Origin of the sequence: Nocardia salmonicida NBRC 13393 (genome assembly GCF_001613085.1) — a bacterium.
Lineage (GTDB): Bacteria > Actinomycetota > Actinomycetes > Mycobacteriales > Mycobacteriaceae > Nocardia > Nocardia salmonicida.
This window is the reverse complement of record NZ_BDBR01000045.1, coordinates 1-21527: the sequence shown is the minus strand read 5'-3', so window position 1 is coordinate 21527 and position 21527 is coordinate 1. Positions and strand designations below refer to the sequence as shown.

General features: G+C 68.1%; 18 protein-coding genes. 6 read left to right on the top strand and 12 right to left on the bottom strand.

Annotation, left to right across the window (positions count from 1 at the left end; translation table 11 throughout):
- Both NS1_RS31715 and NS1_RS31710 read right to left on the bottom strand, forming a co-directional pair.
- Complete coding sequence (locus tag NS1_RS31715; protein WP_062990481.1) at positions 1-768, bottom strand: hypothetical protein; 768 nt, start codon at positions 766-768, stop codon at positions 1-3.
- Entirely contained in the window at positions 765-2054 is a 1290-nt protein-coding gene (locus tag NS1_RS31710; protein ID WP_157125500.1) for a hypothetical protein, read from the bottom strand. The genes NS1_RS31715 and NS1_RS31710 overlap by 4 nt, the downstream gene beginning before the upstream one ends.
- Positions 2055-2223: 169 nt before the next feature.
- On the opposite strand from NS1_RS31710, the gene NS1_RS31705 reads away from it, so the two are divergent.
- Genes NS1_RS31705 through NS1_RS31695 form a run of 3 tightly spaced genes read left to right on the top strand, consistent with a single transcriptional unit; the run spans position 2224 to position 4786 of the window.
- Positions 2224-2514 (top strand): DUF6285 domain-containing protein, encoded by a 291-nt coding sequence (locus tag NS1_RS31705; RefSeq protein ID WP_062990552.1) that lies wholly within the window; start codon positions 2224-2226, stop codon positions 2512-2514.
- Complete coding sequence (locus tag NS1_RS31700; RefSeq protein WP_062990477.1) at positions 2511-3515, top strand: phosphotransferase; 1005 nt, start codon at positions 2511-2513, stop codon at positions 3513-3515. The genes NS1_RS31705 and NS1_RS31700 overlap by 4 nt, the downstream gene beginning before the upstream one ends.
- An 8-nt stretch (positions 3516-3523) precedes the next feature.
- Positions 3524-4786 (top strand): acyl-CoA dehydrogenase family protein, encoded by a 1263-nt coding sequence (locus NS1_RS31695; protein WP_062990475.1) that lies wholly within the window; start codon positions 3524-3526, stop codon positions 4784-4786.
- A gap of 70 nt (positions 4787-4856) precedes the next feature.
- Here the strand turns inward: NS1_RS31695 and pgfA are convergent, their stop codons facing one another.
- The 3 genes from pgfA to NS1_RS31685 are packed head-to-tail and all read right to left on the bottom strand — an operon-like array spanning position 4857 to position 6910.
- The gene (gene pgfA, locus NS1_RS31690; RefSeq protein ID WP_062990473.1) at positions 4857-5933 is read right to left on the bottom strand and encodes a cell envelope lipid trafficking protein PgfA; all 1077 of its coding nucleotides are present in this window, start codon (positions 5931-5933) and stop codon (positions 4857-4859) included.
- Complete coding sequence (locus tag NS1_RS39525; RefSeq protein ID WP_082844323.1) at positions 5930-6100, bottom strand: DUF2613 domain-containing protein; 171 nt, start codon at positions 6098-6100, stop codon at positions 5930-5932. Before NS1_RS39525 ends, pgfA begins: the two co-directional genes overlap by 4 nt.
- 30 nt (positions 6101-6130) lie before the next feature.
- The gene (locus NS1_RS31685; RefSeq protein ID WP_056824092.1) at positions 6131-6910 is read right to left on the bottom strand and encodes an Rv1157c family protein; all 780 of its coding nucleotides are present in this window, start codon (positions 6908-6910) and stop codon (positions 6131-6133) included.
- 83 nt (positions 6911-6993) lie between these two features.
- Here NS1_RS31685 and NS1_RS31680 point away from each other — a divergent pair, with 83 nt between their 5' ends.
- Complete coding sequence (locus NS1_RS31680) at positions 6994-7611, top strand: TetR/AcrR family transcriptional regulator (RefSeq protein WP_062990471.1); 618 nt, start codon at positions 6994-6996, stop codon at positions 7609-7611.
- A 317-nt stretch (positions 7612-7928) separates the two neighbouring features.
- Here the strand turns inward: NS1_RS31680 and NS1_RS31675 are convergent, their stop codons facing one another.
- From NS1_RS31675 to NS1_RS31650, 7 genes are all read right to left on the bottom strand, one after another.
- Positions 7929-9701, bottom strand: a complete 1773-nt coding sequence (locus NS1_RS31675) for a serine/threonine-protein kinase (RefSeq protein WP_062990469.1) — start codon at positions 9699-9701, stop codon at positions 7929-7931.
- Positions 9702-9720: 19 nt separating this feature from the next.
- Complete coding sequence (locus NS1_RS31670) at positions 9721-12555, bottom strand: tetratricopeptide repeat protein (RefSeq protein WP_062990467.1); 2835 nt, start codon at positions 12553-12555, stop codon at positions 9721-9723.
- Complete coding sequence (locus NS1_RS31665) at positions 12555-14351, bottom strand: HSP90 family protein (protein WP_062990465.1); 1797 nt, start codon at positions 14349-14351, stop codon at positions 12555-12557. Before NS1_RS31665 ends, NS1_RS31670 begins: the two co-directional genes overlap by 1 nt.
- Before the next feature lie 244 nt (positions 14352-14595).
- Positions 14596-14838: a helix-turn-helix domain-containing protein gene (locus NS1_RS41965; protein WP_255284767.1), complete on the bottom strand. Its 243-nt coding sequence runs from the start codon at positions 14836-14838 to the stop codon at positions 14596-14598.
- Positions 14839-15503: 665 nt separating this feature from the next.
- The gene (locus NS1_RS41960; protein WP_062990463.1) at positions 15504-16919 is read right to left on the bottom strand and encodes an ATP-binding protein; all 1416 of its coding nucleotides are present in this window, start codon (positions 16917-16919) and stop codon (positions 15504-15506) included.
- Positions 16920-17246: 327 nt separating this feature from the next.
- Positions 17247-18143 carry a hypothetical protein gene (locus tag NS1_RS31655; RefSeq protein WP_062990461.1) on the bottom strand — a complete coding sequence of 299 codons (897 nt, stop codon included), beginning with the start codon at positions 18141-18143 and terminating at the stop codon, positions 17247-17249.
- A gap of 10 nt (positions 18144-18153) precedes the next feature.
- Positions 18154-19023 carry a 3-hydroxyacyl-CoA dehydrogenase family protein gene (locus NS1_RS31650; protein WP_062990459.1) on the bottom strand — a complete coding sequence of 290 codons (870 nt, stop codon included), beginning with the start codon at positions 19021-19023 and terminating at the stop codon, positions 18154-18156.
- A 198-nt stretch (positions 19024-19221) separates the two neighbouring features.
- On the opposite strand from NS1_RS31650, the gene NS1_RS31645 reads away from it, so the two are divergent.
- On the top strand, positions 19222-20577 hold the full coding sequence (locus tag NS1_RS31645; RefSeq protein WP_056824112.1) for a DUF445 domain-containing protein: 1356 nt from the start codon (positions 19222-19224) through the stop codon (positions 20575-20577).
- 106 nt (positions 20578-20683) lie between these two features.
- A complete protein-coding gene (locus NS1_RS31640) occupies positions 20684-21475 on the top strand; it encodes a TIGR03084 family metal-binding protein (protein ID WP_062990457.1) in 792 nt (263 codons plus the stop codon).
- The last annotated feature ends 52 nt before the right edge of the window (positions 21476-21527 follow it).

Here is a 21527-nt window from a genome sequence, read left to right as displayed (position 1 = left end):
CTAAGTGGACCGCGGCAGCCGGTCGTCCGCGACCAGATAGGTGATGCCGAGATCGCGCAGGACGATGCCGGGCTCGCTCGCGTGAACCGGACCGAGCGCCTTCACCAGATCCACCGACGTCAGATGATCGGCCGGGTGAACGCCGTCGGCGGGATGGAAATCGACTGTGGCCGTTGCTGTTCCAGCTGCGGTGGTGGTGACCAGGCGATAGCGCAGCGGAACCGCGCCGGTGCCTCGGGTGCGGATCGAACGGTAGGTGATCCGGTCACCCAGGGTGTAGACCGCACCGTTCTGCTCGGGAGTATCGGCGCGCGAGCCGGTGAAGGCGGCGTCTTCCAGTACGCGCAGAGCGGAGAAGTAGTAACCGGGCACCATCTCGTCCGGCACCGTGTTCCACGGATACACGCCCTCGTCGGGTAGCTCGAGCTCCTCGATCAGTTCGATGCTGGTGATCTCCCGCGTCGCCGCGGCGAGCGAGCGGGTGAGCCGGGCCGCCACCGCCGACTGGAAGCCGCCGGTGGCGTGCAGGGTGGACGATCCGGTGCGGCAGGCATCCCGCACCTCGTCCAGGGGGAGGGCTTCGAGGGGCAGTGCGGTCACCACGTCGCGACCCGCGCCGAGCTGGGCGACTACCGCATCGACGTCGGCCGTCAGGTGGATAACCACCGCGGCCGAGGAAGGCGGCGCGACGGAGATATCGGGATGCGCGGCGATCCGGTCGGCGAGCGGCCCGGCGCCGAGCACCGCGACCGGAAGCGGGGAGGTCATGCTGTCTCCAGACGGTATCGGGGGCTCAGATCGAGCGTCGCGACACCGGCCGGCGCCGCGCACAGTTCCGGGATGACGTCGAGCATCGCCTTGACCGAGATGTCGGTGACCGCGGACCAATCGCCCTCGTACGACTCGTCGTCAAGTTCGTTGCGCATCTCGATCCGGGCGGGGCTGCCGTCCAGCGTGATCACGTGCCCGCCGGCGAGGCTGCGCGGATGATCCGGCCCGAGGTGGGCGTTGCCCGGGCCGACGTGCCAGCATTCGGCGTTGGTCATGAACAACCGGTCGCCGAGGTAGCCGCGATAGCTCATGTGGATGGCGCCGACCGTGCCCGGCTCGATCACACTGCCGCCGGCCCGCACCCGGGTCCGCGCAGGCACGGGATAGACGTGCCGTTCCACCCGAACGTCCTCGGCGCGGGCACCGAACAGCGTGTGTGCGACGTTGGCGAGCACCGCGTCGAAGTAGAAGTGCTGCATGAGCGCGATGGCGTGGTCGGAGTCGACCGCGCTCAGCGGCATCCCGAAACCGAGGCTGGCCAGACCGCCCCACATGCCGTCCGGTGCGGCCGAAAGATCGCCGACCTCCAGGAATTTCACCTCGCGCACCTCGTCGAGCAGCCCGGCCAGGCGTAGCAGCAGTTGCTCCACCATGAGTCCGGGGTGCAGGCCCGTGCCGTGCAGCGATACCCCGCCCCGCAGGCAGGCGGCCTGAAGTCGTTCGCCTGTGGCCCGGCGTGGGATCGCCCGGTCCACCACCGGCGCGGCCAGACGCTCCAAGACCGGGCCGGTGAACCGAAGCGGGCCCGAATCCGCCACGCGCATCAGCGCTTTCAGCGCCGACAGCGCCTTGGGCAACTGCGGCCCGAAGGCGCCTCCGGTCACCCGCATCTGCGCGACAGTGCGCAATACCTCCAGCGGCGAACGCGATTCGGACAGCCAGGTGGGCATGGCCGGATTGTGATAGGACGCCGCGGACACCACGTTCTTGCCGGACTCGAGCAGGTCCAGCACATCGGCGTCCGCGCCCTGCACCAGCGACGGTGTCGTCGGCGTGTGCACAACGCAATCCGCTTTCAGCGCAAGGATTTCCGCCTTGGACGTGGTCGCAGTGATGCCCACCGGCGCCAGCCCGACCAGTTCGCCGATGTCCTTGCCGTGCTTGTGCGGGCTGAACACCTTGACCCCGACAACCTCGAAATCGGGGGATTCCAGCGCCGTGCGCAGTGCCCGCCCGCCCATGTCACCGGGGCCCCAGATGATCAGCCGATACGGACGTGTCACAACCGTCTCCTTGCCGTTGGCGGTATTTCTAACACGCCGAGCCGTGAGATATATGGACTTTGATTCTCTTATTGTCTCGTTGCGCGATCTGCCGTAGCTTCCCCTTCGAGTCAATACGCTGATTTCGTTGAAGGTCTCTCACGATGGCGACAGCGCCAGAGGTGTCACTGTGCAGAATCAACCACCCGCAGCCGAGCTGCTGGAGTCCCTGGCCGAACTACTGGAGAGCACACTGCTGCCGGCCTTGCCGCCCGCTCTGCGGCACCGTGCGCGGGTGGGGGCGAATCTGGCCAGGATCGTGCGGCGCGAGATCGATCTCGCGCCTGCGGCGACGCGACATGAACACGAACTGCTGGGCGCGGCCGACGACGAGCGCGCCTTGTGGCAGGCACTTGTCGAGGTGGTGCGCGCCGACCTGGCGATCGCCAAACCCGGTTACGACAGCTGGGAGGGGGAGTGAGCACCGATATCGTCGCAGGTCTGGCCGAGTTCCTGACCCGGACCTCGGCCGCGCCCGTGCGAGTAGACGAGCTGGAGTACCTCTCGGCAGGCGCGCGGCGGCGCAACGTCGGCTTCACCGCGCATGTCGAGGGGGAGCGCGCCCGCAAGCTGGTCGCCACGCTCGTGCCTGCCGCCGTGCAGATCATGTCGGTCGAGGACGAGGCGGCGGTGCGCGAGCTGGCGCGCACGAACGGAGTGGCGGTGCCCGCGGTGGTAGCGGTCTGCGCGGATCCAGTCGTGGTGGGCGAGCCGTTCGTTGTCAGCGAGCATGTGTCCGGGGAGACCGTCCCGCGCAGGGTATTACGCCTCATCGCGGCCGCGGGCAACGCCGAGACGGTGGCCCGCGAGTGGGGCGAGGCGATGGGCAGGCTGCACGCCATCGATCCGGCCGCCGCTCCGCGCACCGTGCCCGCCGCGGGCGCCGATCCGGCCGCCGCCCTTTTCGCCGTGGCCGAGGCGGACGTGCGTGCGCTGCTCGGCGACCGGCCGGTGTTCACGCTGGCGCTGCGCTGGCTCGAACAGCGGCTCCCGGGCCCGCCGCCGCGCACCGCGCTGCTGCATACCGACCTGCGCAACGGCAATATCGTCGTCGCCGCGGACGGTTTGCGGGCCGTGCTGGATTGGGAGGGCGCTCAGCGTTGCGGCGACCCGATGCGTGACGTGGCCTGGCCCGCACTGCGAATGTGGCGCTTCGGTGCGGACGAACGGGAGTTCGGCGGTTTCGCCGACCGCGCGAGCTTCCTGCGCGGCTACCGGGCCGCGGGCGGTGACTTCGATCTCGACAGATTCCGCTGGTGGAAGGTGATGGGCACGCTGGCCTGGGGCGTCGGGCTGGCCGCTCAGGCCGCCGCGCACGTAGACGGCAGTGTGCGCGACATCGTCATGGCCGCCAGCGGACGTCGTGTTTCGGAAATCGAGTGGGACCTGCTCATGCAGATTCGCCCCGAGGCGAAAGTTTAGGAGAGACAGTGGATTTCGAACTTCCCGAAGAACTGGCCGGATATCTGACCGAGCTGGATGCTTTCATCGAGGCCGAGATCGTCCCGCTCGAGCAGCAGGCCGACAACATTCGTTTCTTCGACCACCGCCGTGAGGACGCCCGCACCGACTGGGACCGTGGCGGCCTGCCGACCGCGCAGTGGGAGCAATTACTGGCCGAAGCGCGTCGTCGTGCCGATGCCGCGGGCCACTACCGCTATGCCTTCCCGCGCGAGTTCGGCGGGCGCGACGGCACCAATCTCGGGATGGCCGTGATTCGCGAGCATCTGGCCGGACGGGGGCTCGGTCTGCATTGCGACCTGCAGAACGAGCACGCCATCGTCGCCAACAATGTGGGTCTGCTGCTGATGCTCGAGTACGGCACCCCGGCCCAGCGCGCCGAGTGGGTGGACGGGCTGGCCGCGGGCACCGAGTTCTTCGCCTTCGGCATCACCGAGCCCGATCACGGTTCCGACGCCACCCACATGGCGACCACCGCTGTCCGGGCGGGCGACGACTGGATCATCAACGGGGCCAAGACGTGGAACACCGGAGTCCACATCGCCGACGCCGATCTGATCTTCGCCCGCACTGCGGGGCAACCCGGCGACGGACACGGCATCACCGCGTTCCTGGTGCCGACAGACGCGCCCGGCTTCCGCGTCGAGGAGTACCTCTGGACCTTCAACATGCCCACCGACCACGCGCGCATCTCGCTGACCGAGGTGCGGGTCCCGAGTTCGGCGATCTTCGGGCAGGAGGGTCTCGGACTCGGCGTCGTCCAGCATTTCTTCAACGAGAACCGGATCCGCCAAGCGGCCTCCAGTCTCGGTGCGGCGCAGTACTGCATCGACCAGTCCGTGGCCTACGCCAAGGAGCGCAAGCCTTTCGGCAAGCCGCTGGCAGTGAACCAGGCCATCCAATTCCCACTGGTGGAACTGCACACACAGTGCGAGATGTTGCGCGCGCTCATCCACAAGACCGCCTGGTCCATGGACACCTACGGCACTTTCGCCGCCTCCGAACAGGTTTCGATGTGCAACTACTGGGCCAACCGGCTGTGCTGTGAAGCCGCCGACCGGGCCATGCAGGTGCACGGTGGTCTCGGCTACTCGCGGCACAAGCCGTTCGAGCACATCTATCGGCACCATCGGCGCTACCGGATCACCGAGGGGGCGGAGGAGATTCAGATGCGGCGGGTGGCCGGGTATCTGTTCGGGTTCATGGACCGAACCGCGGTCAAAGGGGTGTGAGTCCGCAGATAACGACCACGGCCTCCCCGGGTTGAGGACCGGGGAGGCCGAGGGCGTTGGGACAGGCGGTCTAGAGGTTCGAGGGACGAATCCGCTCGGTCGGCGGGTCGATCGTGCGGCGGGAGTTGGAGCCGCCGCTGCTGAGGAAGCCGAGGACGGCTCCCGCGATCAGCGCGATGGCGCCGACGATGCCCAGGATGATCGGCAGGGTCTTGCCGAAGAGGTCGAGCTTGTCGAGGCTCTCCTGGGTGACGGCCATCTGGGCCTCGATGGTCTCCTCGTCGAAGACGAGGTGCGACTTCAGCACCGAGACGTCGACCTGGTTGGCGCTACGGCCGTAGTACATGTGGATCTTCTCGCCACCCTTGAGGACCGCACCGGTCCTCGGCTCCACCCACACGTCGCGGGTGTTGGTGTAGAAGCGGGTCATGGTGACCGGCTCGGTGCCCTCGAGGCCCCACTTGGCGGCGGGCAGGGCGAGCTGGTGGGAGGGGTGCTTGACGACGTCCCACATGTTCGTCACCGGGATGTCCTGGCGGAAGTGGTAGACCGGCACGCCGTTGATCTCCGACTCCTCGATGAAATCGATGTCGTAGGTGGCGCGGGCGTTGAGGTCGAAGTACGGGTACGACTTCTTCTCGGTGCCGATCGGGAAGCGGTACTGCAGGCCGCGGCGCTGCTGCTCGACGGGGATCGCGGCGCCCGACTTGGGGTCGGCGGCGACGGCGATGGAACCGTTGGGCGAGGCGTCGATCGGCGCGCCGGTGACGCGGTCGAGGGTGACGCGGTCGACCGAAGCGGTGAGCAGGCCCTCTTTGGGATCCCGGTCGTCACGACGCAGGGTCTGGCCGGCCTGGACGGTCATCTCGTCGGCGTCGGAGGGCTCCTCGACCGTCAGGAAGCGCTGCGAAACGAGCGGCACGTTGGTGTTCACCGTGGCCGCGCCCTCGGTCGCGGTGAGCGACTTCGAGTCCAGCACAAGGCTTTCCTCGCCGGGCACGCTCTTGGCGACCGTGGTGATGCGCAGATCGAGCGGGGTCTTGGCGACCTTGTCGACCGTGTAGGTGGGGATCATGACGGCGGCCGCGAGCAGCAGCGCGCCGAGACCGACGAGGATGCAGGCGATGAGCCTGCGTACGTTGCTCATCGCGAGCCGTACTGCACGTTGCCGAGCAGCGACGAGCCCGGATCACCGGACTCCTCGGGCGCCGGGATCGAATTCTGTTGCGCGCCTGCGGTGATGCCGAGAACGGCAATCACCCCGATGACCGCGCCGGCCAGGCCGCTGACCAGGCCGGGGACGACAAACTTCATAAATCGAACTCCAATTGCGTGGTGCGAGACTCAGCCGACGGAGAAGAAACCGAGGGTCGGGGCGAACGAGCAGGTGCGGTCACCATCGGCGGTGGCCGTGGTGAGCGATCCGGTGATCACTGCCGCGACCCGGCCGGGACCGGTGTCGGCGATAGCGGTGAGAGTGGCCGGGCCGTCGGCGTTGATGCCGGCCTCGGTGGTGAGCGGCTGGGTGCCGGTGCGACGGTTGTCGAGGTTGACCCACTGCACCGTCATCGGCGGATTCTGCACGACCGTGGCGGTTTTCGTGCCGAGTGCGGTGAAGACGAAACCGGTCTGGCCCGCGGCCGGTCCGGGCGGCGGCAGCTCGGCGGGGCCGGGGACGGCCAGCGCGGTGCCGACGGAATCCGACGTCGGGCCGATGCAGCCCTTGCCGATGGTGGGGTACAGGAACTGCGCGATGCGCGGACCCTCCGAAGGCGGCAGTTCGGGACCGCCGCCACCGCTGCCGTCGAGGAAGGTGATGACCTTTTCGAGAGTGGCCTTGACCTGCGCGGGGATACCGGGCGTGGCCAACAGCACGCGGGCCTGGGCCAGAATCGCGGCCTGCCCGCCGTCGGCGATGGGGCCGGGGGCGGAAATCGCGCCTACGATCGTCGGTGCCAGCGCGGCCAAAGTCTCGGAGGGGACGTTCTCCGCGATGGCAGGGACGCTGGGCTGTGTCGCGGCGGATTGCGGGGCAGCCATCGTCGGCGTGGGCGCCACGAGTGCCGCACCCGCCGCTAGTACGAGGGCGGACAATGCGGTCCGCGATGCTCGGGTGCTCAGCACTGGTCGGCCGTCCTTTGTTCGGTGGATAGATGAAGCGACTCGGAAAGGTCAGTGTTATTCCGAGTTTCAGATACTTTGGAGAGGTGACTACAGCGGACAGGCGGTATGGGGGTCGCACGGTCGTCGCACGTAAAGCCGAACGACGAGTGCGATTCCTGGAAGCAGCGACGCGAATTTTCGCGGAACGCGGGTACGCCACGTGCTCGCTCGCCGAGGTGTGCGCGGCGGCCGGGCTGTCCAAGCGGCAGTTCTACGAGGAGTTCGAGACCCGAGAAGACGTGCTGGTGGCGGCCTACGACCGGATCCAGGACGACGCGGCGGCCGCGGTGGGCACCGCGCTGATCGCGCTCGGTTCCACCGATCCGAAGCTCGCGCTGCGGGCCGGTTTCGGCGCGTACCTGGAGTCGCTCGGCTCCGACCCGTATCGCGCGCAGGTGGCGGTGATCGAGGTGGTCGGGGTGAGCGATCGGATGGAGACCCATCGCCGGACCCGCAGGCACGCCTGGTCGGCACTGATCGAGGGGGCGCTGGTCCAGGTCGGCGTGCGACTGCGTGGCGATGCCGAGCTGACCACCGCGTTGATCACGGGCGCGGTCACCGGCGTGGCGCACGAGTGGCTGCTGCGCGAGTCGCGCCCGCCCGTCGACGAGCTGGTCGATCTGCTCACCGGCGCGGCCCTGGCGCTGGTCACTTTCGACTGACATCAGAGCAGCCTTCGGGGTGGTGGCAACCACGCTCACCTGCCGCCTGCTCAATCGACTCCCTTTCCGGACAATGTGAGACCGATCGGCTTCACAGTGTGGGCGAGAGTTTGACATATTAGTGACCCAGATCGCAATGCCAGAATTTCTGAGACCGGTGTCACCTGGGGTGATGCCATGACGGCAGCCATCGCTCAGCAGCCCACACAGGGGCCGACGCGGGCGAGCACTCCTGGACAAATGACCGGCTTTGCCCGCGCAGTGGCAGCCGTGGGCAATCCAGCGGCAACCTGTTCCAGTTCGGTGGGGGTGCATCGTCAGCCTTTGCGGAGGGAGCCGGCGATGGTGCCGCCGAGATAGCCGGGTGTTCGGTAGGCGAGCGTGCCGTCGGATTGCAGGGTGACCGTCGAGGTGGCGCCCTGGTCCATGCATCCGCTCCCCGCGGTGAGCCTGGCGCGGAAGGTGAGACGGTCGGTGGCGGCCTCGGTGAGGGTTTCCGCGCGGGCGCAGCGGTCGTGGGACAGCGTGCCGGTGTTGGCCGAGGTGGCCAGTTCCTGACCGACGGCGCCCTCGGCGATGGTGAGTTCGATGTCGAACTGGACAGGGCCGTCGGCGGCGCGGCCCTTCCAGGTGCCGACGAACTCGGTCGGGACGGTGGTCGCGCCCGATCCGGTGGCGGTCGAACTGGGTGGAGCGGTGGTCGGACTGACGGCGACGGAGGTCTCGGCGAGTGCGGTGCTGGTTCCGGTGCCGCCGGTGGGCTGGGCGTTCAGTTGGCTGCCGATCAGATAGGCGCCGACCGCGACCGCCACCGCGACCGTCGCGGAGGCGGCGATCAGCAGAGTCCGGGTGCGCCGCGACGCGGTAGCGGGCGGTGGGCGGCCGGTGAACGTGTCGGCGGACTTGTGCGCGGCTACAACGGGCCGCGGGGTGAATTCGCTGCTCATCGCCGCGGAATACCGTCCCGGGTGAGTGGCCGGTTGCCGGGGCGCCTCGGCGGAACCCGAGGTGAATCCACCGGACTGGTTATAGGGAGTCGGTGCTGCTCCGCTGGTGGCGGTCGGCCCGTACGGTCTCGACGAGCCGGTCGGCGAGGTATGCGTCGGGTTCGAGGTGGGCAGGTTCGGCACCGAAGTGGCCGTCGACCAGCCCCGTGCGGAGGTCGCGCCGGCGTCGGGATGCGAGGCGCCGGGTAAGTCGGCGGGGCCGTGATCCAGGTCGAGTAGACGGACGGCGGCGGTACTGATGTGCGCGACTACTTGTGGCGGCAGCCAACCGGAGCGTTCAGGGGCGCCGAGGCCGCCCAGCTCCGAAAGGACCTGTTCCGGTGTCGGTCTGGCGGCGGGATCCTTGGCCAAGCAGGACGAGACGAGCGGGCGCAGGGCCGGGGGGAGGGCCTCGATGCGGGGTTCCTCGTAGACGATGCGCCAGAGCATCTGCATCACCTCGGCCGTGCCGAAGGGGCCGTGGCCCGCGGCGGCGAAGGTGAGGACGCCGCCGAGCGCGAAGACATCGCACGCGGGACTGAGGGTTTCGCCGCTCACCTGCTCCGGGCACATGAAACCCGGTGAGCCGAGGAACTTTCCGGTCGTGGTGAGGGCCGAATCCGCGATCACCCTGGCGATGCCGAAATCGATCACCTTGGGTCCGTCGATCGCGAGCATCACGTTCGACGGTTTCAGGTCGCGGTGCACGATGCCCGCCGCGTGCACCGCGACGAGCGCTTCGGCGAGCCCGTGCGCCAGCGCCAGCAGCGCGGGCTCGGCGAACGGCCCGAACTGGCTGACCGCGTCGGTCAACGAGATCCCGGCGACGTAGCCGGTGGCCAGCCACGGCGCCTCGGCGTCGACATCGGCGTCGAGAACCGGTGCGGTGAAGGCGCCGCCGACGCGCTGGGCGGCCGCGACCTCGCGACGGAATCTCGCGCGAAACTCGTGATCGATCAGATCCGGTCGGATCACCTTCACGGCGACGGTGCGCCCACCCGGATTCCGGCCCAGATACACCTTGCCCATGCCCCCGGCACCGAGCACGCCCAGTAGTCGGTAGTCGCCGATCCGCCGAGGATCGTTCGGGTCGAGCGGTTGCATCGCGGGTGGTTCCTTCGAATCAGGTGAGCTGGGCTCGGGTTTCGGCCAATAGCTCCGACAGCATCGGTCTGGCCGCGTGATCCTCGGCTAGTGCGGCGACGGCCTCCGTGAGGATCTTCTCGGCTTCGGTGGAGCGGTTCAGGTCGATCAGGAGCACGGCGCGTTCGTAGTCGGCGCGGGTGGCTTGGTCGGTGGCATCGATGGCGCGGAAGCCGATGGCAGCGGCCTCGGCGCGCGGGAGCGCGTCGGCGCAACGTTCGGCACGGCGCAGGATTCGGGCGGCATTGTGGTTGTGCCGGGCCGTGTGCCAGGTGAGCAGTTCGGTGTCGGGGTGGGCGGTGGCGAGGTGCGCGATCGCCGCGTCGGCTGCCGCGATGGCCGCGACCGCAGCGGCGGAGTCGCCGGTCCAGTGCAGTGACAGCGCAGCGCTGTAGCGGGAGTAGGCGACGCGGATCGGGTCGCCGTGTCGCTCGGCGGTGTCGGCGGCCAGCGCGTAACGCTCGGCGGCCTCGGCGTCGCGATCGAGCGTGTCGAGTAGATCGGCGGTCTCGACGAGAGAATAGGACTCGCCCACGAGATTGCCGGTGGCGCGATCGAATTCGATGATCTCGTCGAGGACGGTGAGTGCTGCTTCGTCCTCGTCCAGCTCGCGATGCAGACCGACCAGCAGAAAGCGGCAGTTCCGGGCTTGCTCGTCGGCCCCTGCCCGCTCCAGCCCGGCAATGGCGTCTTCGGCCTGGTCGGCGGCGTCGAGGAATTGGCCGATGGCGCGGTAGGCGACAGCCAGATCCCACTGCACGTACGGCACTTGCGCACTACCTGCCGCGGTGCCGATCGCGATCGCGGTGAGCAGCTCGCTGACCGCCTCCTCGTGCCTGCCCAGGTGGATGAGCAGGGCGCCGCGCCGCGCGTGTACGACAAGGCGCAAGCTGTCGGGAAGGTCGGCGTCGACCAGAACCACTGCCTCATCGATCATTTCCAGCGCCGCGGCCGCATCGCCTGCGTCACTGAGAATTCCGGAAAGGTATTGGGCCGCATCGGCCACCCGCCACGCCCGACCGGCCCGGCGATACGCCGCGACCGCCGCATGTCCGGCTGTCGCGGCCTCGGCGAGTTCAGCGTTGTTCTGGTGCAGATACATTCGGTGCCTGGCCACATCGCCGAGCAAGCTGTCCTCGGCTGCCTCGGCGGCGTCGACCGCGGCCCGGTCGAGCAAGCTCGGCAGCTCGGCGGCATCGCCACTCGACAGCTCGCCTCGATCGAACAGTGCGAGCAGGCCGCCGGAAAGCCGTAGCGTCGCGGTCGCTCTGATGTGCGGTTCGGACGAGCTCGCCAGGTGAGACAGAGAATCTCGAAGCAGCCCAACGGCTTCCGTCGCGTCGCCGTGCCTACTGAGTAACAAGCCGAGGCGACCCAGATCGGTCTGACGACGGTCTTCCTCACCTGCTGCGGCGAAATGCTCTGCCGCCCGACGCAATAGCGATTCCGCGCCAACCCGATCGGTCGTCTGCAAGAAACCGCCTGCCATCGCGGAGAGGCGTCTGCCTGCCAGGCTCGGCTCGGTCGGCTCGGGCTCGTCTGCCAGCCGCTGTGCCAACGCCCGCAATTCGGCGATGGCGTGCTGCTTGTTCGTCTGCTCGGCGCGTTCGATCAGTTCGATGGTGGTGAGCTGGGGGATCTCGACCGCCGCTGCTGTCGCACCCGGCTCGACCGGCACCCGGTGCGCGGTGGCCGCGGACAACGGCAGGTAGTCGACAATCGGCGTGCTCGCCAGCTTCGCGTGGACCAACGCGGTCTGGTGGTCGGTGCCGTTGCGCCGGTCGAAGCGGGCGGCGATGGCGAGTGCCTCGTCGGTGAGCTCCACTTGCATCGCGCGCGCTGTCGATTCGACGGCGGGCCGGTCGGCGTTGGCTGGGCGGCGCAGCTCGGTGTCACCGTGACCCTTGTCGACGAGGGTGCGCAGGAGCAGTGCCGCGGAAGAGAGGAAGGTGAGCGCGTCTTTCGGACTCGGCGCGCGATCGAGCCAGGAGAAGTGGCGGTCGAGCAGTTCCAGGCCGCGCACCTGATTGCCGGACAGGGCGCAGAACTCGAGGTGGTCACCGATCGCGGCGAGGTCCTGGGGTTTGGTGCGCAGCAGGCGGTAGGAGCGACGATGCGCGCTGCGCGCCTCGTCGAGTTGCCCCGTACGCAGGTAGGGCAGCAGGAGCTCGGTGAGGATCAGCTGCGGTTGCTCGGAACAGCCGAGTTCACCGCCGAGGACCGGGGCGGCCAGCTCCACGGCTTCGACGTCGCGGCCCTGGCTCGCGAGCCAGGCCACGCGGTTGGTCGGATCGCAGCCCTCACAGTCCGAATTCTCGTCGCGCGGTGTGGTGCACCATCTTTCGTACCATTCGGCGGCCGCGGTGAGGTCGCCGATGTGTTCGGCCACCCGGTGCCTGCGGCCGTAGACCGCGTTCAAGCTCTGGCCCTCGACCCGGTAGCGCCGTTCCATCTGATCGAGCGCCGCCAGCGCCCGATCCTTGGGCACCTCGGGGAATTTCGTCATCGCGCCCACCGCGGTCTTGAACTTCCACCGCAGCGACGGCGCCACCCACGACTCGTGGGCGCCGGGGTCGCGATCGTATTCGGCCAGGCAACGGGCGAACGGGACGAACAACTTCGCCGGGCTCATCCCGTGGCCGTACGCGTCGATCATCGCCATCCGCACGTGGAACGCGAGCTGGGTGTGCGAGCCTGCCTCCGCGTGGCGCAGGACCTGTTCCAGCAGCGCGTCTTTGGCGTCGCCGTAGGGCAGGTCGTACGCCTGGAAAAGCAGCCGTTGCAGGTCGTCGGGGGTGTTGGCGGCTTCCGACATCAGAGCTCTCCCCGGGGATCGTGAACCGCCCAGTCGAGCAACCCGACGAATGATTTGTTCAGCAGCGCGGTGTCGACCGGGCGCATCGGATGCTGGCCGAGCAGCAGCGCCTGGCTGTAGAGCGCCTCGACCGCCGTCGTCACCAAGCGAGCGTCCGCGAGCCCGGTGATACGGCGTACCAGTGGGTTCCGGTAGTTGAGGACCAACTGCGGACGGTCGCCCGCCTGCTCGGTGTCGAAGGCGCCGAGGACGTCGGCCCACAGTTCGTCGGCGACCCCGCGGGTGGCGCGCAGTTCGGCGCGGTGCTGGGCATCGCGGTCGAGCAGATACAGCGCGGCCAGCGACGGTGGGTCGAAAGTACGCAGCACCACTTCGCATTCGAGGCGATCGAGCACGCGCTGGGCGGTGGTGAGGAAGGGACGGAGCGCGAGTTCGGTGGCCGGATCGACGAGGTCGAAATGGGTGGCCAGCTCGGCGGGATCCAAACGGAGCACCCGGATTTCGGGATCGATCGCGGGCAGGCGCTCGAGAATATCGGTGATATAGGAGTAGCCGCCGTTCACCAGGCCGATGCCCGCGGCACTCGCCACCGCGGCGAGCTGACGGAACTCCTCCACCGACGGGGTGTAGCGGACGACGCCGAAGCGGCGGCGGAATTCGGCCAGCGGGATCTGGCCCGCGTTGGTCTCCACCGGCAACCAGCGGTCCACCAAGCGCAACATGTCGTCGTCGTGCAGGGCCAGTGCCTTCACACCGAGGTCGTGAATGCGCAGGAAGCGGTGCAGCGCGGCCGGATCGGAGGTGGACAGTTCCACCAGCCAGTCCCTGATGCGGGCGCCGAGCGCTTCCCTTGTGCTCTCGAGCAGGTCGTCCTCGTAGAGGGCTTCGCGGCTCGCGGTCGGGCGCAGTTCGGTGGTGTCGACGACGCAGCGGACGAAGAAGGCCCAGTCGGGCAGCAGCCCGGTGACGCTCTCCGCCAGCAGCATTCGCTTCAGATACACGCGATGCCCGGCCTTGGCCGCCGGGTTCACCGGTTGCGGGAGCACGAAAGCCACACCGGTGACGCCGGATTCGGCACTGGCGAGATCGAAGGTGGCGAAGGGGGTGAACCCGAAGGTGTCCTCGGCATAGGCGGCGAGCGCGTTCGCGCGGTCGGCGGGAGTGGGATGGGTCGCGCGCCACGGCACTTCGGGCTCGGTGATCGACTGCCCGTCGACGGTGACCTCGACGGGCAGCAAACTACCGAACAGCCGTGCCAGCTCGACGACGGTCGTCGGGGTGAGCCACTGCTCGGCGCCGCGGCGGGGCCCGAGGATCACGGTGGTGCCTGGTTCGTCACGCTCCTGCGCGGCGGGCTCGACGCGGTAGCGACCGTCGGCGAAACCGGTCCAGTGCACGGTCTGGCCGCCGCGGGCCGACCGGGTGAGCACCTGGGCCTCGTCGGCGACGAGGAAGCACGACAGCAGACCGATGCCGAACTGGCCGAGGAACTCGTGCCGGGCGAAGCCGAGGTCGTCGCGCTTGCCGCTGCGGCCGATCGTGGCGAGGAAGGTGTGCACCTCGGCCTCGGTCAGGCCGACACCGCTGTCGTGGACGCGAATGGTGCCGTCACCGGTACTCGCGGGCGTCTCGATCCTGACCTGTGCGCGAGCCTGCGGGTCGAGGGCACGGCGGGCGGTGATGGCGTCGACCGCGTTCTGCAGCAACTCGCGGACGTAGACCCGTGGACTGCCGTACAGGTGATGACTGAGCAGGTCGACGATGCCCCGCAAGTCGACCTGAAATACCTGCTCCACCGGGGTTCCCTCCCACAACGCTGACCTTCTGCTCGGTCACTGTAACTGGATCTGCGACGGCTGGCGTCTCAGTTCTCTCTGTCTATTTGCGGCTGGCGCCGCAGTTCTCGGCGCTTGACTCCACCTCTTCCCTCCCTACGGGTACTCCTTCGTCGCACCCTTCGGTCAGTCCATCGGCGGAGGCGCGCCGAGAACACGGAGACCGCTGATCAGGAGTGGCGGAAAGACAGCGACCGGGTTCGGGTCAGCGGGGGCCTCGGGTGATCTCGGTGCGGTTGGTGATGGCGAGTTTGGCGAGGATGTTGCGGACGTGGGTTTCCACCGTGCGTTCGGAAAGGACCAGGTGGGTCGCTATTTCCCGATTGGTCAGGCCGGTGGCGACTAGGTCGTGTACTTCGCGTTCGCGGCGGGTGAGCGGGTCGGCGGTGCGGGTGGCCGTGGTGATTTCGGCGAGCAGGGCGTCGGCGGATCGCAGGCGGTAGGGCATGTCGAGGCGGCGGAAGTCGGCGGCGGCTTGTTCGGCGGCGGTGCGGGCGGCGCGGAGATCGCCGCTGATGAGGAGGGTGCGGGCCAGGCCGAGGTGGCCGAGGGCGATGGCGGGGCGGGCGCCGATCTCGGTGTCCATGGCCAGGCCCTGGCGGTAGTGGTCGACCGCGGCCTCGAGGTGGCCTGCCACGCGGGCGTTGTCGGCGCGGATGCGGGCGATCGAGCCGACGCAGAAGAGCGCGCCGGTGCCGTCGGCGGCGTAGTGGTGTTCGCGTCCGTCGAAGGCGCGGTAGACGCGGTCGGCGGTCTCGGCGTCGTCGAGGAGCTCGGCCACGATGCCCACCGAATACACGGTGCCGGACCAGCGCGGGCCGATCTCGAGGGTGTCGGGCAGCAGGCGGAACGGCGCGAACAGCGCCCTTGCCTCCTCGAGATCGCCCGCCAAGGCGTGCATCATCGGCGCGAACAGCTGGGCGATCGTGATCTTCGGGGCGAAGGCCAGCGAAGCCAGCGCCGCGATGAGCTCCTCGCGGTCGATGTGTCCGACGATCACGGCGTGCATGCCGCGGAAGGCATGGTGCAGACCCGCGAGGGAGTAGTCACCGATGCCGACTGCCAGCTCGTAGGCGGCGGTGTCGAAGTCGAGGGCGGCGGGGAAGTCGCCGGTCAGCGCCGCGCGAGTGGCACGAAGGCGCAGCAGGTGCCAGCGGGCGATCGGCAGGCGGCGGCGATCGGCGAGGAGCTCGATGCGGTCGAGGGCGTCGTCGAAGGCGGACAGGTCACCGCGTTGCAGGGACGCGTCAGTTGTCCACACGTATCCCCAGAGTTGCGCGAGCGGCTGTTCGGCGTCGACCGCGATCTCGATCGCCCGTGCCGCGAGCTCCCTTCGCTCGTCGGGTCGAGCAGGCGTAATGCCTTGCCGCAGAGCAGGTCCAATCGCGTCATCACCGCTGGGGTGGTGACGCCCTGGACGACGAGGCCCGCTTCGGCGAGAAGGTCAGGGCGATCGGCCCGTTCGGCGAGGGCGCCCGCCTCGACACAGTGGTCGAGGCTGGTGGCGACCCAGCCAGCGGCGAATTCGTCGCGAGCCAGTTCGATCAGCAACTGCGCGCGTTCGGCATCGGGCGTGACGGTACTCGCGGCGTCGATTGCCCACTGGCCGAAGCGAATTGCCTCGGCGTAGGCGGCGCTCGCGCGCGCCGACCGCGCGGCGCGACGTGACCAGTGGCGGGCCTGCGGCGAGTCCGCACGGGCACAGGCGTGGCGCCAGTGGGTCGCGATCGCGCCCGCCACTGCCGAATCCGGTCCACCACGCGCGGCCAATGCCTCGGCCGCCGCGCGGTGATAGGCGGCTCGCCGCGAGGGGACGAGATCGGCGTACACGGCATCGCGCACCAAGGCGTGCGTGAAACCCGTTGTCTCGTCGGCGAAGCGACGAACTATCCCTGCCGTGGTCGCCGTATCGAGCGCCTTCGACACCTGATCATCACTGCTCGGGGCGTGCTCCAGCACCGAGGTGTATACCCGCGCCAGTAGATCGGCATCGATACGCTCGCCGAGAACACTGGCCGCACCGAGGATCTCGACCTCGGCAGGGTCGAAGCGGTCGAGCCGCGCGAGGATCAGGCGGCGGATTCCGGGGACCGAGAGCAAGGGGTCGTCTCCGAGATCCGTGCCGGATTCGATGACGAGGCGAACGAGCAGGGGAGTGCCGTCGGTGCGCTCGTGCACGCGCTGTGCGAGATCGGTCGTGCGGCCACGCTGTTCGAGCCAGTAGCGAACCTCGGGCCCACCGCCCGGTTCGGTGACGGTGTCGAGGGCGGCGGCCAGTTCGGGGAGCTCGCGGGCCGCGCGGCGCCACGGCCACAGCGGCGGCATCCCCGCGTCGTCGAAGGAATTGCCGCGGGCTACCCGCAAGCCCGCCTCGATCGCCAGCGTGGCGACACACTCGGCCAACCAGGATTTGCCGATCCCCGCCGGACCGCTGACCAGTACGAACCGGCCCGCACCCGAGGCCGCGGCCACCACCGCGGCGCGCAGGCGGGCGAGCTCCTCATGCCGTCCGACGGCCGGAGTCTGCACGCCTGAGTATCGCGCGCGGACGCGAGATCAGTACTACGAATACGTACCGGCACTGATCCGCGCGCCGCCGATCAGCGCGAGGCTTGATCTGTCCGATTCACCAGTTCAGGAGCTGAAATCATGTACGCACAACTCATTTGGTTCGACCAGCCACGCACGGCCGCCGAACTGGCCGCCGTCGACTTCGCCGATGCCAACCGCATCGAACCCGCCGTCGCCACCGTGCCGCCATCTACGCGGAGGGGGCGATGTCATGAACCTGATGGTGCTGGGTGGCCGGATGCCGGTCGGCCGGTGTGTGGGCCTGGCCGTGCAAGCCGTCCTGCGCTACAGGTCGGCCAGCGCGATGCCCGTGAGCGGGCTGCCGATCCGGACCAGGTCGGTATCGAAGCCGGTGCCGACGTGGACCAGGCGGATCGTGCCGGCGAGATCGCTCACATAGAAGCGGGAATCGAAACCGGTCACGCCGATCGCCTCGTGGTAGCCGGTGGAGATGATCGTCGGGGTCCCCACCTCCGGCTGGACCTTGGCCGCGTAGAGCGCGTTGCCGTGGGGCGCGGCGCCGCGGTCGGTCCAGACGAGATCGCCGACACCGTGGAGTTCGACATCGATCGGCTCCGGCAGGTTCTCCCAGAGCAGTTCGATATCGGTGCGGGCGGCGGGATCCGCGCCGGGCGGCAGGTCCATGGGAACGCGGAAGATCCGGCCGTCGCCAGCTTTGGCCGCGCCCTTCTGGGTCCAGTAGAGCAGGCGGCGGTCGAGGTCGAGACAGATGCCGACGCACCAGTTGCGGGCGATATCGGCGTCGACCTCGCCTTTACCGGTGATCACGAGGGCGTGTAGGTCGTCACCGCGCAGGTCGCAGGTGAGGACCTGCATCCCTTCGCGATCACACCAATACAGCCGTCCCGCTTCGAAATCGGCGGCGAGTTGCTTGCCGGTGGTGAAGGCACCGATGGGGACGATCGTGGTGCGGTTGCCGCCGTCGAGGTCGACCCGCTCGATGGAACCGTTGCGGGAGAATAACTCCGGCTCGACACCGCGCTCGGGTCGCGCGTCGGGCGTGCCCATATTGGTCCAATAGATATGGCCGCGCAGTTTATCGACGACAACACCGTCAGGAAACCGATCGAGGCCGTCGACCACAGTGCGCACCTGTTTACCGTCCAGCGAAATGGCGTGCATAGCACCGGCTTTGAGATCCAATGCCACAATTTCGGTCATGGGCTCAGCCCTACTTCGATTTCGGGTAATCGTCGTAGAAACCGGCACCGGTTTTCACGCCGAGTTTGCCCGCGTCGACATATTTCTTCAGCAGCTCGACCGGACCCTTCGGCAGATTCGGATTCTCCTGCTCGTAGTGCTGCTCGATATCGAGCACCACATCCAGACCCACCTGGTCCATCATCCGGAACGGGCCCGCCTTCGTGCCGAAGTTGCGCGAGAACATCTCGTCGACGTCGTGCGGCGTCGACACACCCTCGTAGACCACCTCGAGCGACTCACGCTTGATGGCGGCCCAGATGCGGTTGAAGATGAAGCCGGTCGACTCCTTGTGCACCAGGAACGGGTGCACGCCGTATTCCGGGAAGGTCTTCAGGACGAAGTCGAGAATTTCCTCGGACGTCTTGCCGTCCGACATCACGTCGAGCACCGTCGACTGCGGCGGCATGTAGAAGTGGGTGTTGAGCATGCGGTCGTTGGTCTTCAAGCCCTCGGTGAACAGCCGGCTCGCGTACGACGAGGAGTTCGAGGCGACGATCGCGTCGGCGTCGGCGTCGGCATCGAGCTGGGCGAAGACCTTCTTCTTCAGATCGAGGTTCTCCGGAACGGCCTCGACCACCAGCCACGCGCCCTTCACGCCGATGGCCTGATCCGGCACGTACTCGGCGGTGCCCGGCTTGCCGTCGGGCACCGTGGCGGCCACCTCGGGCAGCTGCTTCTCCACGAAGGCCACGGCCGCGTTGCCGACCTCGCCGTCGGGATCGATGATGCGGACCTCGCCGCCCCTGGTGGCGAACATCAGGGCGATCCGTCTGCCCAGCGTGCCACCGCCGATCACAGCGACCGGACGCGCGAAATGATTGTTCGGAACAATGCTCACGGCGACTCCCTTTGCACAGGCGACGGGGATGAACTCGGTGACGCATACGACAGCCTTGCCAGCCTAGCGCCGACGGCGGATCACCAGGCTGTGGGACGCACCCGCTTGCGTGACACCCCGTCACCACCGGGCAGAATGTGGTTGCCTTATCCTCACGTTCTTCACGTATTTCGCGCGTCAGCACTAGGGGGCTCTTCGATGACCACACTGGCCTCCGGACTGTTCATCGATTGGGAAGAGCTGACGGGGCAGTCGAAGTTCGTCGTGGAGCTGATCAGTTTTCCGATCTTCAGCGCGCTCGCAGGCTGGCTCACCAACTGGACCGGCGTGCTGATGCTGTTCTGGCCGCTGTACTTCAAGGGCTTCCGGGTCCCGCTGCTGCACGTGCTCTATCCCTACCTACCTCGGCGCGTGCAGGTGTTGCCCACGTTCTCCGGTGACGGGCGCCAGCTCGGCTTCCAGGGCTTCATCCCGGCACGCGCGGAGAAGATGGCGAGCATCTGCGTGGACTCGGCGCTGTTGCGGATCGGCAGCCCGCGCGACTTCATCCACGAACTCGACCTCGACGGGATCGGCGACTATCTCGCCGAACGGGCGCGCGATCAGGTGCAGCCGATCGTCGACGAGATCATGTCCCGGGAGAACCCCGACCTGTGGCGGTCGCTGCCACGACCGGTGAAACAGGCTATCTACCAGCGGATCGACCGGCAGCTGCCCGCGCTGTGCCGGCGCGCGTTCGAGACCCTCGGCGACAATATCGACCAGCTGCTCGACGTGAAGAATTTCGTGATCCGGTATCTGGAGAAGAACCCGGCCATCCTCAAGGACCTGACCACCACCATCGCCGCGCCCGAGCTCAAGTTCATGGCGCGGATCGGCCTGCTCGGCGCGCCGTTCGGCCTGATTCTGGCGCTGTACCTGCACGTGCACTCGAAGATCCCCTACTTCGGCGCGATCCCGGCCTGGGTGATCGTGCTGTTCGCCTCGGCCATGATCGGCGTGACGGTGAACGTGATCGCGATCAAGATGGTGTTCGAACCCGGCGATCCGCAGCCGCGCTACAAGTACCTGTGGCGCCAGGCGCTGCTGGCCAAGCGCCAGCCCCAGGCCGCCACCGACCTCGCGCACATCCTGGCCTACCAGGTGCTGACCGTGGAGAACCTGTCGGTCGAGCTCTTGGAAGGGCCGAACGGGGACAAGACCCGTCAGCTCATCGAACGGGTGGTGTCGGAGGAGATCCACAAGCAGCTCGGTGCGACCGCGTTCGTGGTGCGTGCCGCGCTCGGCAAGAAGCAGTTCGAGAACCTGGCGGTCTCCGGCGCCGGTGCCGGGGTGCTCTCGGCGCGCACGATGATCGAGGACGAACAGTTCGTGCTGGAACAGGCCAAGAAGATCGACGACTTCGCAGCGCGCAAGCTGCGGACTCTGACGCCCGGCGAGTTCATGGAGATGTTCTACGCGTCGGTCGAACAGGACGCGTGGTTGCTGTATCTGCACGGTGGGGCGCTGGGTATCGGTGTCGGCGCACTCCACCTCGTCACCTTCGGTTGGTAGTTCTCAATAACAAGCACGCGTGCTTGCATTTTTTGGCGGTCGCTGCGACTCTTGGTGACGACGGCGCGCCGCTACCGGGTCGCGCCATGATCGGCAAGGGAACTCCATGGCTGACCTCGCAGCGCTGCTCGACGATTTCGCCGCCGAATGCGCGGATCTGGAAAACCTGGTCGCACCACTGACCCCCGAGCAGTGGAAGACGCCGACGCCCGCGCCACGCTGGGACATCGCCACCCAGATCGCCCATCTGACCTGGACCGACGAGGTGTCGGTACTGGCCGCGACCGACGCCGATGCCTTCACCGCGTTCCTCACCGAGGCCGCGTCGCGAGCATTCACCCTCGTCGACGAAGGCGCCGAGGAAATCGCGCAGACACCACCCGCCGAGCTGTTGGTCCGCTGGCGCGCAGGCCGCGAGCAGCTCATCGCCGCACTGGCCGCCGTGCCTCCCGGCACCAAACTGCCGTGGTTCGGCCCGCCGATGAGCGCCGCGTCGATGATCTCGGCCCGCATCATGGAAACCTGGGCCCACGGCCAGGACGTCGCCGACGCCCTCGAGGTAACCCGAGTCCCCACGGCCCGCCTGCGCACCGTCGCCCACATCAGCGTGCGCGCCAGGAACTACGCCTACCTGGTCAACGGCGAATCCGGCCCCACCGAAGAATTCCGCGTAGAACTCACCGCCCCCGACGGCACCCCCTGGACCTGGGGCCCCGAAGACGCCCCCCAGCGCGTCACCGGCCCCGCCCTCGACTTCTGCCTCGTGGCCACCCAACGCCGCCACCGCGAAGACACCGCCCTGATCACCGAAGGCCCCGACGCCGACCACTGGCTCGGCATCGCCCAGGCTTTCGCAGGCCCGCCCGGCCAAGGCCGCGAAGCAGGCCAGTTCGCCTGACCGCCGAACCCCACGTCGGCAAACCCCAAATCCGCCATGACCGCACTCCCAG

Coding starts and splice junctions, on each gene's coding strand:
- NS1_RS31715 (WP_062990481.1), bottom strand. CDS start 768: ATGACCTCCCCGCTTCCGGTCGCGGTGCTCGGCGCCGGGCCGCTCGCC.
- pgfA (WP_062990473.1), bottom strand. CDS start 5,933: ATGAGCAACGTACGCAGGCTCATCGCCTGCATCCTCGTCGGTCTCGGC.
- NS1_RS39525 (WP_082844323.1), bottom strand. CDS start 6,100: ATGAAGTTTGTCGTCCCCGGCCTGGTCAGCGGCCTGGCCGGCGCGGTC.
- NS1_RS31675 (WP_062990469.1), bottom strand. CDS start 9,701: ATGCAACCGCTCGACCCGAACGATCCTCGGCGGATCGGCGACTACCGA.
- NS1_RS31670 (WP_062990467.1), bottom strand. CDS start 12,555: ATGTCGGAAGCCGCCAACACCCCCGACGACCTGCAACGGCTGCTTTTC.
- NS1_RS41965 (WP_255284767.1), bottom strand. CDS start 14,838: ATGCCCTACCGCCTGCGATCCGCCGACGCCCTGCTCGCCGAAATCACC.
- NS1_RS31655 (WP_062990461.1), bottom strand. CDS start 18,143: ATGACCGAAATTGTGGCATTGGATCTCAAAGCCGGTGCTATGCACGCC.
- NS1_RS31645 (WP_056824112.1), top strand. CDS start 19,222: ATGACCACACTGGCCTCCGGACTGTTCATCGATTGGGAAGAGCTGACG.
- NS1_RS31640 (WP_062990457.1), top strand. CDS start 20,684: ATGGCTGACCTCGCAGCGCTGCTCGACGATTTCGCCGCCGAATGCGCG.